The organism is Syntrophaceae bacterium (assembly GCA_013177795.1).
Classification (GTDB): domain Bacteria; phylum Desulfobacterota; class Syntrophia; order Syntrophales; family UBA2192; genus UBA2192.
Window position 1 is genome coordinate 441227 of record JABLXY010000002.1, and the last position, 15370, is coordinate 456596.

Annotated in this window: 11 protein-coding genes; 10 read left to right on the plus strand and 1 reads right to left on the minus strand. The window is 66.4% G+C overall.

Going from position 1 to position 15370, the window contains the following annotated elements:
• The first annotated feature begins 271 nt into the window (after positions 1–271).
• The 4 genes from HPY67_07020 (at position 272) to HPY67_07035 (ending at position 7076) form a co-directional block, all read left to right on the plus strand.
• Positions 272–2023 (plus strand): hypothetical protein, encoded by a 1752-nt coding sequence (locus HPY67_07020; GenBank protein ID NPV04465.1) that lies wholly within the window; start codon positions 272–274, stop codon positions 2021–2023.
• 176 nt (positions 2024–2199) lie between these two features.
• Positions 2200–4851: a hypothetical protein gene (locus HPY67_07025; protein ID NPV04466.1), complete on the plus strand. Its 2652-nt coding sequence runs from the start codon at positions 2200–2202 to the stop codon at positions 4849–4851.
• Positions 4852–4988: 137 nt separating this feature from the next.
• Positions 4989–6515, plus strand: coding sequence for an alkaline phosphatase (locus HPY67_07030; GenBank protein NPV04467.1), 1527 nt, complete (start codon positions 4989–4991; stop codon positions 6513–6515).
• 306 nt (positions 6516–6821) lie between these two features.
• Positions 6822–7076, plus strand: a complete 255-nt coding sequence (locus tag HPY67_07035; GenBank protein NPV04468.1) for a hypothetical protein — start codon at positions 6822–6824, stop codon at positions 7074–7076.
• A 99-nt stretch (positions 7077–7175) separates the two neighbouring features.
• Here the strand turns inward: HPY67_07035 and HPY67_07040 are convergent, their stop codons facing one another.
• On the minus strand, positions 7176–7715 hold the full coding sequence (locus tag HPY67_07040) for a DUF2284 domain-containing protein (protein NPV04469.1): 540 nt from the start codon (positions 7713–7715) through the stop codon (positions 7176–7178).
• A gap of 189 nt (positions 7716–7904) precedes the next feature.
• Here HPY67_07040 and HPY67_07045 point away from each other — a divergent pair, with 189 nt between their 5' ends.
• The 6 genes from HPY67_07045 to HPY67_07070 all read left to right on the plus strand — a co-directional run bounded on the left by HPY67_07045 (position 7905) and on the right by HPY67_07070 (position 15279).
• Positions 7905–9806, plus strand: coding sequence for a hypothetical protein (locus HPY67_07045; GenBank protein NPV04470.1), 1902 nt, complete (start codon positions 7905–7907; stop codon positions 9804–9806).
• On the plus strand, positions 9803–10573 hold the full coding sequence (locus tag HPY67_07050; protein ID NPV04471.1) for a hypothetical protein: 771 nt from the start codon (positions 9803–9805) through the stop codon (positions 10571–10573). The genes HPY67_07045 and HPY67_07050 overlap by 4 nt, the downstream gene beginning before the upstream one ends.
• A gap of 3 nt (positions 10574–10576) precedes the next feature.
• Positions 10577–11335: a hypothetical protein gene (locus tag HPY67_07055; GenBank protein ID NPV04472.1), complete on the plus strand. Its 759-nt coding sequence runs from the start codon at positions 10577–10579 to the stop codon at positions 11333–11335.
• A gap of 262 nt (positions 11336–11597) precedes the next feature.
• On the plus strand, positions 11598–12929 hold the full coding sequence (locus HPY67_07060; GenBank protein ID NPV04473.1) for a four-carbon acid sugar kinase family protein: 1332 nt from the start codon (positions 11598–11600) through the stop codon (positions 12927–12929).
• A 227-nt stretch (positions 12930–13156) separates the two neighbouring features.
• Positions 13157–14182 (plus strand): 4-hydroxythreonine-4-phosphate dehydrogenase PdxA, encoded by a 1026-nt coding sequence (gene pdxA / locus HPY67_07065; GenBank protein NPV04474.1) that lies wholly within the window; start codon positions 13157–13159, stop codon positions 14180–14182.
• Between the two features lie 110 nt (positions 14183–14292).
• Positions 14293–15279: a TRAP transporter substrate-binding protein gene (locus HPY67_07070; protein NPV04475.1), complete on the plus strand. Its 987-nt coding sequence runs from the start codon at positions 14293–14295 to the stop codon at positions 15277–15279.
• The last annotated feature ends 91 nt before the right edge of the window (positions 15280–15370 follow it).

Below are 15370 nucleotides of genomic sequence, written 5' to 3' on the forward strand. Positions count from 1 at the left end.
GCCATGGGTTTATATCCGGTCGAAACCCGCCTGCTCAACGAGGGGCTATCCCCTTTCGGCCTGCCGGATCCGACCATCCCGGAATGACCTCCAGCGTATAACCCGCCTGTTTCACGCCGAATTCAGATCCGCTGTGCCATATTGGCACGTCTGCCGTTGACTCCCCAGCGGCCGGTATTATCCGTATCTATTTAATTTCATTGGCGATTATTCTTCTCCGACACCCGGCACGCTCGATGCGACCGGCGGTGGGGCAAGAGGAGTGATTGCCATGTTGAAGACAGTAAAGACACAGCAGAAGACAGGAGACACGGCTGCAGCGATCCTGTTGTCGGTCCTGCTGCTGGCCCTGATGACGTCCTGCGGCGGCGGAGGGGGCAGCGGCAGCGTCGGGGCGGGTTCGGCTGCCCCGTCCGCCGTGCTCGTTGCCATCGAAATCACGCCCGCCAACCCGGTCATCGCCCTCGGGACGGAAACGCAACTCAAGGCCACCGGCATCTACTCGGACAGCAGCAAGAAGGACCTGACTGCATCGGTCGTGTGGTCCTCTTCGGATGACCGGGTTGCCACCGTGCACAACGGTCAGGCGAGATCCAGGGCCCGGGGAACCGCGACCGTCGGCGCGGTGTGGGGAGGCGTTGCGGGAAGCGGCACGCTCACCGTGACGGACGCGACCCTGGTTGCCATCCAGGTCACCCCCGTCAGCGCGGAGGCGCCGCTCGGGACGACACGGCAGTTCACCGCCACGGGCATCTTCTCCGATGCGACGAAACAGGATCTCACGCAGCAAGTCACCTGGACGGTCTCCGACCCCTCCGTGGCCTCCATCAGCAACTCGGCCGGGAGCCGGGGGCTCGCCACCGCCGCCGGGACCGGCATGGCCACGATCGAAGCCTCCCTCGACGGAGTGACGGGCAGCACGGACTTCACGGTCACCGGGGCGGTTCTCGTCTCCATCGAGGTGACGCCGGCAACCCCCGGTCTTCCCAAGGGGACAACCCAGCAGTTCACCGCCACGGGCATCTACTCCGATCATTCCGCCCAGGACCTGACCAAGCAGGTGACCTGGACTTCTACAGACCCCTCGGTGGCTGCCGTCAGCAACGCGGCGGGCACCAACGGCCTGGCCACGGCCCTCGCCGTCGGTTTTGCCGCCGTCGTCGCCGAGATGGGCGGGGTGACAGGGAGCACTGACCTCACGGTCACCGAGGCGGCCCTGGTTTCCATTCACATTTCACCGGAAACACCCAGCCTTGCCAAGGGGACGACCCTGCAGCTGACCGCGACGGGAACGTATAGTGACAACTCAGTCAAGGATGTCACGAAGGACGTGACCTGGGGCGTCTCCGATCTCTCCGTGGCCTCTGTCAGCAACGCGGCGGGCACCAACGGCCTGGCCACGGCCCTCGCCGTCGGGCAGACGACGATCGGCGCGACTTTCGGTGCCGTGACCTCGGCGGTCACCCTCACCGTGACGGCGGCCATGCTGGTATCCATCGAGGTGGACCCCGCCGATGCCGTCATCCCCACGGACACGAGCCTGGAATTCAGCGCCACGGGTCTCTACTCAGACGGCACCGTCCAGGACCTGACGCAGCAGGCGACCTGGAAATCGACGGACCCCTTCGTGGCAACCGTGAGCAACGCCGCGGGTTCCAGCGGGCTGGCCACCGCCGTCGGGCCCGGGTCGACGGCCATCTTCGCCACTCTGGGCAGCGTCTGGGGCAGCACGACCCTCACGGTCAGCGAGGCGCGCCTCGTGGCCATCACGGTGTCGCCGGACCGCGCGGGCGTCTCGGGCGGCGAGACCCTGCGGTTCACCGCGACGGGGCACTGCTCCGACGGCACAACCTTGGACATCACGCGGTCGGCCGTCTGGAAGTCCTCGGACAATAAAGTCGCAAAGGTCTCCAACGCGAAGAAGGAGCGGGGTCTCACGACGGGCGGAGAAGCGGGCAGGGCGACCATCACCGCCAGGGTGGGCAAGATATCGGGTTCGGCCGTGCTTACCGTATCGGATTGATCGGGGCATCACCGGGCAGTCAATCGAGCAAATCCCCCGTAAACGACGGGGGATTTCTCTTTGGGCCGCCTCCTTTTTCCGCTCATCCCTCCGCATGGATTTTGCATCCTCTGCCCCCGGGGCGCCTCTCCCCCGGACAGGCACCCCGGAAAACCGACTTTGGAGTCCGTCAGCCCATGAGAAACCGCCCCGCCCTTGTTGTTGCCGCCGTCCTTTCCGCCGTCTTCCTTATGCTCCTTGTCGCAGCGCCCGGGGCCTTTGCGGCCGTTGCCGAGAAAGACAAGCTCGCCCTCGAGATCATGAACGACGCAGTGAGGCAGACCGTCAAGAAGACGGGCACCGAGGCGGCAGGCGTGGGCTCCTGGATCAGCCAGGCCAAGTACAGGGGGCCGCTCACGGGCGGCACGTCGGATCACGACATGCGGGTCATCATCCCCGGCGAGACGGACGAGGCGAAATTGGTCCAGAGGTGGAAGGACTTCCAGGGCGCCCTGAAGGAAAACATCAGGGCCGCAGGCAGGGCAAGGGGCCTGAGCCAGGCCGAGATCGAGAAGCTGGTCGGCAGCACGAACGTCTACCCGCCCAACCAGGTCATGGCCGGCGTGGAGAACGCCGACGAGGCCGCCGCGAGGTTCAAGAAACTCAACGCGGCCCCGAGCCTCGGCAACGAGCCCGTCGAGGGCCTCTGGGGCAAGGGGGCCAAGGGTTACGCCCAGCACTACGAAACGAAGGCGGGCAGGCATTTCTTCATCGACCAGAAGTCGGGACGCGTCGTCGCCGGCGCCACGGACCTCGTGCACCTCGAGGAGGGCCTCGACATCTTCACCACGGCGGGCGAGGTGAACAAGGGCAACCAGTGGGCGCAGAAGGCCCTGGAGAAGCTCGACACCGAGGGCGCCGCCAAGGCCTCCAAGCACGTCGAGCGCCTCCGGCAGTCGCTCAACAAGGCCCGCAGCATCGAGCGGGTGGGCATGCGCGCCGACTACCTCGACGACATCGCCCGGGGCGCCGTGCAGGACCCCGCCGCCATCCGCGAGGCCGTCGAGCGGGCCCGGCGCGAGTTGAGCCTCCTCGAGAAGCTCTCCCGCGAGGCCAACCCGGGCAACCGCGAGCTGCTCAAGGGCATCCTCAACGAAAACCTCGGCAAGTGGGCGAAGCTGCGCGGGACCTTCTGGAAGTACGCCGGCAAGGTGCCCACGGACAAGCTGCTGCGCGGCCTGCAGCTCTTCGGCTACTACGCCCGGACCCACTACGTGGCCGGGATGGCCGCCGAGGACCTCCGCTCCGGGGCCCTGGCGGCCCTGCCCGAGCTGGGCTACATCGCCGGCCTGGCGCCGGGGCTGGCCATGGACATGGCCGTCTGCACCCTCGAGGCCGCCCGCGCCGGGGCCTACAACACCGTCGCGGGCTTCCAGGAGTGCACGAGCCTCGTCGAGGGCATATCCATGGTCAAGGGCCGCGAGAGCGAGCACAAGGGGATGACGATCGAGCAGATGGCCCGGCGATTCCCCGACACGCCCGACGGCCGCAGCAGGATGATGAGCTTCATCTGGTACCAGGCCACGAATGCCTCCTACCGCGAGGAGGGCGGCCGGATGGTCTCGGACCCCAACGTGGCCAAGGCGGTCTACAACAAGTGCGCAGACGAGGTCGTCTCGCGCTGGCGCGAGCAGCGCCTGGCCTGGATCGGGGAGTTCAACCAGCACTACCGCGACTACCTGCGCCTCGTGGCCGGCAACCGCCCCGTCCTCACCTTCAGCCCCTCCGGCGAGGTGCCCCTGCGCGACCAGGGGGGCGGCAAGAAGGCCGCCGTTGTGACGATCTCCGCCTCGACGTCGCAACACCGCGACCGGATGAACGAGGTCTTCGCGAAGATGAATGCCGCCCTCAGGGCCCTCGAGGGCAAGGGGGGTGACGTGCTGTTCGTCTGGGAGAAGTACCAGATGGCCGTGGACGGCAAGTGGCTCGGCGCCGAGTACTCGCCTTCGTCGAAGACCTACACCTACCGCGCCCTTGGAAGCCACAGCGCGGCCCTTCGGCACGAGTTGAGCCTCACGGCCGCCGTCGTCTCGGCCGACGTGGAGGAGCACTCCCTGCTGGGCGGCTACCGCAGGAGCTTCGAGAGCACGGTTACGGACACCTTCAGCATCGTCGAGGACGTGCCCCGCGGCAGCCTCCGGGTGAGCGGCCCGGCGAAGGTGAAGGTCAACCAGCGCTTCAGCCTCAACGCAGAGATCGTGGGCGCCACCGTCCCCTCGAGCCGGCTCGCCGTTGGCTGGGCGAAATCGGGGAGGCGCGTGGGCGGCGCGCCCTCCTTCTCCACCGCCGAGACCAGCCCAGGCACCTACACCTACCTGGCCGAGCTCTTCGCGAAGGAGGGGGGCAAGTACGTCAAACTCGCCGACGCGCGGCACACCGTCGTCGTCGAAAGAGAAGAGACGAAGCCGTCCGCCAGGCCGCCCGAGACGAAGCCCGCGTCGACCCAGACGCAAAGCGGCCAGAAACCCCCGGAGAAGAGGGACCCCCCGCCGCCCCCGCCGAAGGCCTGGGAGGCGCTCACGGAAAAGGAGCGCCAGGGCGTGCTGGACTGCCTGTGCCGCTGCAACAGCTCGGCCACCTCCAGCGTGGCCGTCTCCTACAACCCCAAGCCCTCCGATGCCTCGCCCAGCTGCGCGAAGCTTGCCAACGGGCCCTGCATCAACCAGGGCTTCGGCTGCTGGCGGCACTTCCCCGACGGCGGCAGCGAGTGCGCCAGGGGATGCTACAAACGCTACAACACGACAGGGGCGCCCGCAGGCGCTCTCAACCTGGGCAAGGACGGCAAGTAGCATGCAGCCGTCCCCGGCCTTCACCCGCGGGGAAGGGCCGGGGAGGATTTCTCTTGCGGTGCTGTGCTATAATGCGCCCCGCGTCGGCGGTCCTGCCAGGGCGCCTCCGGCGTCGAGATCAGCGCTGCGGATAACGGATGAGACCCCAATCGGCCCCAGGTCGGTTCTTCCTGTTTGCCCTCTTCTTGGCTTCCCTGGCCGGCGCGGCCCACGCCGGGGAACCCGCACCTGTCGCCAAGCACATCATCCTCGTCATCGGCGACGGCATGCAGGCCGACAACGAGATCGCCGCATCCCGCTACCTCTTCGGCCGGGACGAAGGGCTCTCGTTCCATGCCTTTCCGTACCGGGGCTGGGTCGCCACCTGGGACGTGACCGTGTACAACCGCCAGGCGCCCCGCCTGGGCCTGCCGCCCTACAACCCCTCGGCCATCAACCCGAAGGCGGGCTGCGACGCGGCACCCGCGGGGAAGCCCCCCGCATCGCCCGGCGGCGCCCGCTACACCTGCCGCGCGCCCGAAGGCGGCGGGCAGGGGGCCGACTCGGCCTCGACGGCGACGGCTTGGGCCACGGGCCACAAGACCGACTCGGGCAACGTCGCCTGGCTCCCCGGCGACCCGGACGGGGGCGCCCTCACGACGATCACCGAGCTGCTGCGGCAGAAAAAGGGCTGCTCGATCGGCCTGGTCACCACGGTGCCCTTTTCCGATGCAACCCCCGCGGCGCACGCCAGCCGCAACAAGAGCCGCCGCAACCGGCACGCGATCGCCGACGAGATCATACGCAGCGTGCAGCCCGATGTCGTCATCGGGGGGGGACATCCCTCCCGCAGCGGCGAAAAGTTTTTGTCGGCTTCCCTCTACGAGGATGCCCGGGACGGCAGGATCGGGGCGTACGTCTTTGTCGAGCGCCAGAACGGTGTTGACGGGGGCAGGGCCCTGAAGGAGGCTGCGGCCCGCTCCGTGCGGGAGAAGAGGAAACTCTTCGGGCTCTTCGGCGGCGAGGGGGGCAATTTCGAGCCGCCCGTCCCGTCGAATGACGGCACGGCGGCCGTGAAGAGGGCCTCGATCGAGAACCCGCTGCTGAGGGAGGCGGTCCTCGCCGCCCTGAAGGTGCTGAGCCGCAACAAGAACGGGTTTTTCCTCCTCGTCGAGCAGGGCGATATCGACTGGGCCAACCATGCCGGCGATTACGCGTGGATGATCGGGACGATGTGGGACCTCGACGAGGCCGTACGGGCCGCCGTCGATTTCGTCAACAGGGCGGGCGACGACATCACCTGGGCCAACACGCTGCTCATCGTCACCTCGGACCATGCAACGGGCGCTATCCAATTCGACGAGACCCGCAGGCTCGGCAAAGGCCGCCTGCCCGCACAGGCACCGGGTCTCTGCCCCGACCGGGCGGCCTGGTGCCCCGGCTATCCCGGGGGCGAGGTGCGCTACACCTCGACGGGGCACCTCAACGAGCCCGTTCCGATCTACGCCATGGGAGACGGGGCCCTGACGAGGCACCTTCGGCAGTTCCAGGGCTGCTGGTACCCCTGCACGCCGCTCATCGACAACACGCACCTCTTTCACGCCATGACCAACGCCGCGGGCATCCCCCAGCCCTCGCCGCTCAGGGCCGTCGTCACCCGCCCCACGGTCTGCCCGGGGCAGTGAGACCCTGCTGCGGGAGCCGGGATGCCGGCGCGCTGCGGCCCGACCCCCTGCGCATGGCCTGTGTTCTTGCTTTTGCCGGCCGGCAGCGTATATTTATATAAAACGCTGCTTGCCCCCGGGTCTTACTTCCAGCCAGTACCTGACCTCGAAACGCATTCCCATTCGATCGACGCCGCCGTTTTCTGTGCGCCGGAACGTTCCGTACGTTTGCCGTTTCCCGGGCGGGCTCGTGGCACCGGCGGGACGACCCGGCCGAGAGGGCGTCGGGCCCCGCCGCCGCTATCCTTTGAAAGGAGGTAACGGGTCATGAAAAGCGCATCCAAGGAAATCCTGCGGTTCTGGAAAACACAGTGGGAGGCCTACATGAAGGCCATGGCGGCCATGCAGGAGCAGGGCGAGACGATGCTGGAGATGATCCAGCAAAGCGGCGCCCTGCAGGAAGGGTCGCAGAACATGGTCCGCGAGTGGGCAAAGAAGTACAAGGCAATCCAGAAGACGTATCTCGACGCGGTTGAGAGCCACTTCGAGAAGCTCGAGGACATCATCGAAGGCGTGCCCTGATACGGGACCCTCGGGAACCCCGGTCATCCAGCCCGCAGCGGGTCAAAGGAGACCCTTGACCTTTTTCCCCCTTGCACCCTCCGTTTTCGACGGGACCGCTCAATCCACCAGCATCAGGCAGTAGAGGTTCTGCGTCTCCGTCTTCTCCTTCAGGGTCTGAATGAAGAAGCCGTTGTTTCGCGCCGTCTGGAACACGTCGATCCCGCAGGACTCCATCGAGGGTCTCGCCTTGCCGGGCTGGATGCAGGGCTTGTCCTGCACCTTCGCGCACTCCTTGCACAGGGGGCATGGGCCGGCGAGATAAACAAAGGCCTTGTAATAGCCGTCCTTGAAGATCTCGCCTTCCATCTTCACGAGCATATCGAAGAGGGCCATGTTGCGCTTGCCCCGCTCGGGCGTCCGGGGGGCCTCGATGTGAAAGAGGATGGCCCGCCGGTAGCAATCCAGCACCTTCCGGGTCTCCTCCGGGGTGGGGGTCGTCGGCGGGCAGCAGTGGCTCATCCGGTAGGGGCAGCCGAACAGGCATTTCATCCGCACCCACGCCGCCGTGACCACCGTGCCCGGGTGGATCACCTTCGCGTGGGTCACGCCTTCCGCAACGGCCTTCGCACAGTACTTCTCCAAATCCGCAGTCTGCATGGCACTCTCTCCTTTGCCGGGTGCACCGCAACCCGCCCGCCTGGTCTTTCCCGTTTCATATAGAAATCATCGCCGCTTGTCAAAATCTGAAACCGCCTCGCCGCCGCCGGATTGCACATGGAAAGAACAACAACGCATTGACGTCACGCACGATTTGTCGTAATAGGCTTTCGAAACGGCCTTGCGATCATGAATCAGCCGCTCTGGAAATTCCGCCCCATGTCGCGGGGCGAGATCAACGTGGACCCTATCGAGGGCGAATTCTTCTCCACGGAGGTCTTGGGCAGCCTTCCCGACGCGGTGATCCGGGAGGCTATCCAGAACTCGCTCGATGCGGCCCTGCCCGGCGAGACGGTGAGGATCGTCATCACCTTCCCGTCCCCGGGGCAGCGTCTCGGCGCAGAGGACGCGGCGCGCTACCTGCACGGGCTGCGCGAGCACCTCGAGGCGAAGGACAGCGGGCTTGCCGACGCGGTCGACTTCGGGCGGCCCATGGACTTCCTCGTCATCGAGGACTTCGGCACCCGAGGGCTTGCGGGCGATGTCCGCGACGACGGCAGCCGGGACGACGCGGCCCAGAAGAATGACTTCTACTACTTCTGGCGCAACATCGGCCGGGCCGTCGAAGGGGCCACCACGAGGGGCCGCTGGGGGCTGGGGAAGACCGTCTTTCAAGCCGCATCGCGCATCAACTCCTTCTTCGGCCTCACCGTCCGGCACGACGACACCCGGCGCCTCCTGATGGGCCAGTCCGTCCTGAAGATCCACCGGTCCAACGGCCGGCGGTACGCGCCCTACGGCTACTACGGCCGCTTCGAGGACGACTTCGCCCTGCCCGTGGAGGACCCCGGGCACATCGAGCGGTTCTGCCGGGATTTCTCCATCCGGCGCGTCGACGAGCCGGGGCTCTCCGTCATCGTCCCCTATCCCGACGAGGAGATCGAGATCGAGTCGGTCATCCGCTCCGTCATCAACCAGTATTTCTTCCCCATCCTGTCCGGCGGCCTGGCGGTCACCGTCGCCGGCGGCGCCCACGAGCAGGTACTGGACGAGAAGACCCTTTTTGCCTACATCGCCGGCACCGACTGGGAGGACCGCAGGGGGCTGGTCCGCCGCCTGGAGTTTGCCCGGTGGTGCCTTGCGCAGCCTGACGCGGCCCTCGAGTGCCTGCGGGAACCGCCCGCGGGCCGCGCCCCGAAGTGGGACGAGTCTCTCTTCGAGCCGGGGCAGCTGGCGCGACTGCGGGACCGCTTCGAGAAGGGCGAGCGTCTCGCCTTTCACATCCCCCTGTGGGTTGAGCCGAGAAAACAGGGCATCGCGCACTCCCATTTCAAGCTGTTCCTGGAGCGGGACGCGGGAATCGACCGGGGCGAGGATTTCTTCATCCGCGACGGGATCACCGTCACCGGGGTGTCCTCGCAGCGCCAGAAGGGTATGCGCGTGATCGTCTCTGCGGCCGACCCGCCGCTGTCGCGCCTCCTCGGCGACTCCGAGAACCCCGCCCACACGGAGTGGCAGGAGCGCTCCCCCAAGTTCAAGAACCGCTACAATCTGGGGCCGGCCTGCCTTCGGTTCGTCAAGAACAGTCCCCGCGAGATCATCCGGATTCTCTCCATGCCGGCCGAAGGGCGGGACACGAAGCTGCTCCGGGATCTCTTTTACGTCGACCTCGAGCCGGGCAGGGAGACCCGGGCGGACCGCCGGGCGCCGGGGGATGTTCCCGGCCCGGGTGTCTCGGGGGGCTCCGAGGCCCCGGCGGCGGCCCCGGCGAGACTGCTGATGAGCCGCCTCAAGGGCGGGTTCCGCCTCTCCCTGCACCCCGAGGCGAAGACCTACCCGCGCACAATCGACCTGCAGATGGCCTACGACGTCCGTCAGGGGAACCCCTTCCGGCTCTACCGGGACTTCGACTTCGACCTGGCAAAGCCCCCTATCCGCATCGAGGGGGCGCACTGCACATACCGTGTCGTGCAGCCCAACAGCCTGAAGGTCACCGCCGAGCAGCCGGACTTCCAGTTGACCGTGACGGGGTTCGACGTCAACCGCGACCTGAAGATCAAGATCATCACGACACGGGACAAAAACCCATGATCCGAAGGTTCAACTTCACGGGCCGCCGCAAGATCCCGCGCTCGCGGCTCAGCATCGCCCTCTACGCGGCCCCGGACGGGGCCCTGGCTTTCGATGCCTCGCTCGACCTGGGGGATCTCTCCCTGCCTCATGACGCGAAGATCTTTGTCGAGGCCTATCGAAGGGCCTACCTGAGAAGGTTCTCTTGCGGCACCGTCGCCCAGCCCCGTTGGCCCCGGGGGCAGGCCCTCGACGGTCTGGACGCCCTGTCCTTCGTGCTCTTCCGGGTAAAGGTCGTCGACGGCAGGGGCCGGATCCTGGCCGTGGCGGACCGCGTCCTCCCGCGGCGCTCCGGGGAGGAGGACGCCGGCAAGCGCTACCTGTTGCCCGTCGAGTTCGCTGACCTGGGAAATGCAATCTGGCGGCTGGACCTTGACGGCGAGTGGCCCAGCCTCCTTCTGAACAGCCGGATCGACCCGATCCGGGAAATCGCGCGGGCCGACGAGTCGTTCCGGGCGCTCGTCTACCCCGAGGTGGTCCGGCAGATCCTGCACCACATCGTGGTCGTCGAGGACCACACGGACCCTGACACGGACCCCGACGACTGGATGAGCCTGTGGCTGCGGTTTGCCCTCAGCCTCATGGGGCGCAAGACCCTCCCGCCGTCGGGGGAAGACGAGCAGGTCATCCTGGACAAGGGGCGGTGGATCGACGATGCCGTGGACGCCTTCTGCGCATCGCAGCGCGTCGTCGAGCGCTTCGTGCGGCATCACCAGGCGGACGATTGAACCATGAGCACCCCGCTGAGAACCCTCAACGAGAAGGGCATCGCCCTCTACCGGGACTACCTCGATGCCCTGCGCAGCGGCGGGCAGGGCAGGCCCCCGCTGGAGCTGCTGACCGACCCCTGGTGCTCCGCGAAGGTGCCCCTGGAGATCACCGTCGAGGAGAGAGCCTTCCCGAACAAGCTCGCCCTGGGCCGGTACCTCAACGAGGTGCTCCGGCTCCTGCCCCACGCCCAGGTCGAGCGGCAGGTGGGCCTCTGGAGCTGGCTCACCCTGTTCTACTTCGACCAGGTCTGCCCCGTGAACCGGCACGGACGACGCGCAGCGGGACCGGATTATCGTTATATTCTGGACGCGGATTTCAGGAGGTTCTATCGGCATCTCCTCCTCGGCCCCTATTATGCCTACAAGCTGCACGGGGACAGCGCGGCGCTGCTGCTCTACGGGCCCGTGCACCAGACCAACCAGTTTTTCATCGAGCTGACCTCCCGCCAGGCCCTCTTTGCGAACCGCGGCGTCATGGAGGCCGCTACGCTGCTCTATCACGACCCCAAGACGGGCCGTGCCAAGCGGGGAGCGGGCGCCAAGGACAAGCCGGGGACCCTTCGCCGCTTCATCGACGTCGTCCAGCAGCTCGACCTGACGCACGACCTGTTCAGCATGCGGGGCAGCGACGTGGTGGCCCTGCTGCCCGCCGAGTTCGACCCCTGGAAGGAGCAGGCGAAGGCGCAGAAATCTCTCCTGCGGCGCCTCTTCAAGAAGTGAAAATGGGGACAGTGAAAATGGGGACAGTCCCCCTTTTTTGCCTTGGATTTCCGCTTTCGCGGGAATGACCAGAATCCGGCATTTTTCATGACAACGATACAGTCTCGAGGTGAAGGATGGGGAGATTTGCTCCCCATGCCGGCCCCGTGTGTTGGCTTCGCCGACCCTCGGCATCATCAGGCTTGCCTTCCTTCCCAAATGCATGTATTTTGAACCCTCGAAATCGTGCTGCACGTCGTGTTCACTGTGGATTGCCCCCGCTATGGCCAACCGGAGCCTGTCGAGGAATAAAATTGTAGTCCTGGCCGATGACCTGACCGGTGCCAACGACACGGGCGTCCAGTTCGCCAAGCAGGGGCTCAAGTCCCTCGTCCTCATCTCCCTTCCCGATTCCCCCTCCGACCTCGACGAAGATGTCTTGATCGTCGACACGCAGAGCCGGGCCCTGACCCCGGCCGAGGCGTATGAAAAGGTTGCGCAAGCGGTCGGCCTCTTCAAGGAGCGGGGGCCGTTCCGCGCCCTGTACAAGAAGATCGATTCCACCCTGCGCGGCAATCTCGGCTCCGAGATCGATGCCCTGATGGACGTCTGCGGCTTCGAGACGGCCGTCGTGGCCCCCGCCTTCCCCAAGAACGGCCGCATCACCGTGGGCGGCCGCCACCTGCTGGGGGGGGCGCCCCTGGAAGCGACGGAGATCGCCCGTGACCCCGTCTGCCCCGTCGGCGAGTCGCACATCCCGACCTTGCTCGCAGGGCAGACCCGGCGAAGGGTGGGGCACGTGGGGATCAAGAGCGTGCTGGCCGGCTCCGACGGCATCCTGGGTGCGATGAGGGGGCTGCGGGCTGAGGGCTGCGAGGTCGTGGTCTGCGATGCCTGGCAGGACGACCATCTTGCGATGATTGCGATGGCCGCCGCGCGGCTCGAACAATCCGTGTTGTGGGTAGGCTCGGCGGGACTCGCCGAATCCCTGCCCCTGGCACTGGGACTGGGCGCCGCGACGGCAGAACGCAGGCCCGTCGTGGTGATCGCCGGCAGCGTGAGCAGCGTCACGAGGGGCCAGGTTGCCCTGCTTCGGCAGCGCCCCGACGTGGCGGCCATCGAGACGGACCCCTGCTCTTTCCTGAGGCCCGCATCTGCCCGGGACGAGATGGATCGGTGCTTTCAGGCTGCCGTCAACGCCCTGCAGAGCGGCAGGGACGTCGTGATCGTCTCCGCGCAAAGCGAAGACGCCGTCGCCCGGACGATCGAGGAGGGCCGCTCGTCGGGGCTCTCCCCCCGGCAGAGCGCCGAGGCGGTGGCCGATGCCTTGGGGTCGCTGTGCCGCAGGCTCGCATTGCACGCGGGGCTGGGCGGCCTGGTGCTCACCGGCGGCGACATCGCCGTGAGCTGCTGCCGCAGCCTGTCCGCAAGTGGCATCTCGGTCATCCAGGAGGTCGCCCCGGGCATTCCCCTGGGCGTGCTCAAGGGCGGGCAGTGCCCCGGCCTGGGCGTAGTGACCAAGGCCGGCGCCTTCGGCGGACAGGACGCGCTCTGCAAGGCCGTCGATTTCTTGAAATTGTTTCGAGTCTCCCCGGGGGCGGAAAGCGCCGCCTGAGGGTTTCATTGCCGCGGCAGACAGGCGAGGGGATCAAACAGGGTGCACAACGAGCCATCTGCAATCAGGTCCTGTCATTCCGGACGCGATCCGGAATCCATCTGATTGCGTGGATTCCTGCCTTCGCAGGAATGACGCGGACGGAAAGGGGTCCGTGCCCGGCTTGTCCAGCGGACGCCCTGCTTGTCGCTTTCTGCGGCAATACGATTCAGCAGGAGAACCGAAGTATGACGAAGAAACCGATCATCGGCATCAGCATGGGCGACCCCTCGGGCATCGGCCCGGAGATCGCCGTGAAGGCCCTGGCCCGCAGGGAGACCTATGAAATCTGCAGGCCGCTCATCGTGGGCGACGCGAACGCCATCCGGGATGCCCTGCGGATCACCGGCCTCGATTTGAAGATCAACGCCGTCTCGGCGGTGAAGGACGCCCGCTTTGAGTTCGGCACCCTCGACGTCTACGACCTCAAGAACGTGGACATGGAGAAGCTCGAGTACGGGAAGGTCTCCGCCATGTCGGGCCGCGCCGCCTTCGAGGCCGTCCGGAAGGTGATCGAGCTTGCCCTGGCAAAGGAAGTCGACGCCACCGTGACGGGGCCCATCAACAAGGAGTCCATCAACCTTGCGGGGCATCACTACTCGGGGCACACGGAGATCTACGCCGACTTCACCGGCACCCAGGACTACACCATGATGCTCGCCCACGAGAACCTGCGCGTCGTCCACGTCTCGACGCACGTCTCCCTGAGGGAAGCCTGCGAGCGGGTCAAGAAGGACAGGGTGCTGAAGGTGATCAAGCTGGCCCGGGAGGCCTGCCGAAAGCTCGGCATCGCCGAGCCCCGCATCGGGGTGGCCGGCCTCAACCCCCACGCGGGCGAGAGCGGCCTTTTCGGCCGCGAGGAGATCGAGGAGATCATCCCGGCCATCGAGGAGGCGAAGGCACAGGGGATCAACGCCGACGGGCCCGTCCCGCCCGACAGCCTGTTCTCGAAAGCGAAGGGGGGCCTCTACGACATCGTCGTGGCCATGTACCATGACCAGGGCCACATCCCCCTCAAGGTCGTCGGCTTCAACTGGGACGAGCAGAGGCAGCGGTGGGAGTCCATCAGCGGGGTGAACATCACCCTCGGCCTGCCCATCATCCGAAGCTCCGTGGACCACGGCACGGCCTTCGGCAAGGCGGGCAAGGGGACCGCCTCCGAGCTGAGCCTCGTGCACGCCATCGAGTACGCCGTGAAGATGGCGCACCAGTGAGAGGCGAAGACGGATTTTTGCGGGCCCCCGGCGGCGGGGGCCCGTGAAGATAGCGGAACGAAGCGGCCGCAGGCCGTCGTGAAAACCTTCAACCTGCAAAGGAGGATGCAATGAAGCGCGTAACCCTGCTGTCATTGGTGTTGACGTTGGCCGTCCTGGTGGCCGTGCCGTCGGCGTGGGCGGCCGATCCGGTCAAGCTGGTCTTCGCATCGGCCTATGCGCCGGTCGATCACCAGAGCCAGACCCTGGTCAAGTTCGGCGAGCTGGCCGAGAAGTACAGCAACGGCACCCTGAAGATCAACGTTGTCGTCGGCGGCGTCCTCGGAGGCGAGCGGGACGTGGCCGAGGGCATCCAGGTGGGCACGGTGAACGGGGCGATCCTGGGCGGGATCCTCCAGAATTTCGACCCGGCCATGTCCATCCTCGAGTTCCCCTTCCTCTTCAAGAACGAGGCGCACGTGCGGGCCGTCATGGAAGGGCCCGTGGGCGACAAGATCCGGGATCGCCTGATCCAGAAGACCGGCATCCGCATCCTCTACCACGTGATGCGCACGCCGCGGGAGCTGACCACGAAGAAGCCCGTCAAGAGCCTGGCCGACATCAAGGGCATGAAGATCCGCGTCCCCGAGATGCAGGCGCACCTGGAGACGTGGCGCGCCCTCGGGGCCACCCCCACGCCGCTGGCCTTCACCGAGGTCTACACGGCCCTGCAGCTCGGGACGGTCGACGGGCAGGAGAACCCCCTGGGGGTCATCTGGGCCAACAAGTTCTACGAGGTCACCGAGTACCTCGCCATCACGGACCACCTCGTGGGCTTCATGATGATCGTCATGAACAACGATACGTTCAAGAAGCTCACCCCCGTACAGCAGAAGGCCCTTACCCAGGCAGCCGTCGAGGCCTCCCGCTTCAACGATGCGCTGCTCAAGAAGATCAACGCGGACATCGAGAAGCAGCTCTTCGCGAAGATGAAGGTCACCAAGATCAACAACGCCCCCTGGCGCGAGGCCGCCAAGGACGTCTACAAGAGCTTCCTGAAGTACGACGGCTTCGAGGATCTCTACCTGTCGATCCGCAAGGTCGGCGAGAAGTACTGATCGGCACAGGACAACCCGGTCATGCCGGACCGGATCCGGCATCCCATCATTTTGTGGGTTCCCGCTTTCGCGGGAATGACACGGTGCGGTG

What these genes read in the sequence shown, in the direction of transcription:
- pdxA (NPV04474.1), top strand. Translation starts at nt 13,157, where the DNA reads ATGACGAAGAAACCGATCATCGGCATCAGCATGGGCGACCCCTCGGGC.
- HPY67_07070 (NPV04475.1), top strand. Translation starts at nt 14,293, where the DNA reads ATGAAGCGCGTAACCCTGCTGTCATTGGTGTTGACGTTGGCCGTCCTG.
- HPY67_07060 (NPV04473.1), top strand. Translation starts at nt 11,598, where the DNA reads ATGGCCAACCGGAGCCTGTCGAGGAATAAAATTGTAGTCCTGGCCGAT.
- HPY67_07030 (NPV04467.1), top strand. Translation starts at nt 4,989, where the DNA reads ATGAGACCCCAATCGGCCCCAGGTCGGTTCTTCCTGTTTGCCCTCTTC.
- HPY67_07040 (NPV04469.1), bottom strand. Translation starts at nt 7,715, where the DNA reads ATGCAGACTGCGGATTTGGAGAAGTACTGTGCGAAGGCCGTTGCGGAA.
- HPY67_07055 (NPV04472.1), top strand. Translation starts at nt 10,577, where the DNA reads ATGAGCACCCCGCTGAGAACCCTCAACGAGAAGGGCATCGCCCTCTAC.
- HPY67_07020 (NPV04465.1), top strand. Translation starts at nt 272, where the DNA reads ATGTTGAAGACAGTAAAGACACAGCAGAAGACAGGAGACACGGCTGCA.
- HPY67_07035 (NPV04468.1), top strand. Translation starts at nt 6,822, where the DNA reads ATGAAAAGCGCATCCAAGGAAATCCTGCGGTTCTGGAAAACACAGTGG.
- HPY67_07025 (NPV04466.1), top strand. Translation starts at nt 2,200, where the DNA reads ATGAGAAACCGCCCCGCCCTTGTTGTTGCCGCCGTCCTTTCCGCCGTC.
- HPY67_07045 (NPV04470.1), top strand. Translation starts at nt 7,905, where the DNA reads ATGAATCAGCCGCTCTGGAAATTCCGCCCCATGTCGCGGGGCGAGATC.
- HPY67_07050 (NPV04471.1), top strand. Translation starts at nt 9,803, where the DNA reads ATGATCCGAAGGTTCAACTTCACGGGCCGCCGCAAGATCCCGCGCTCG.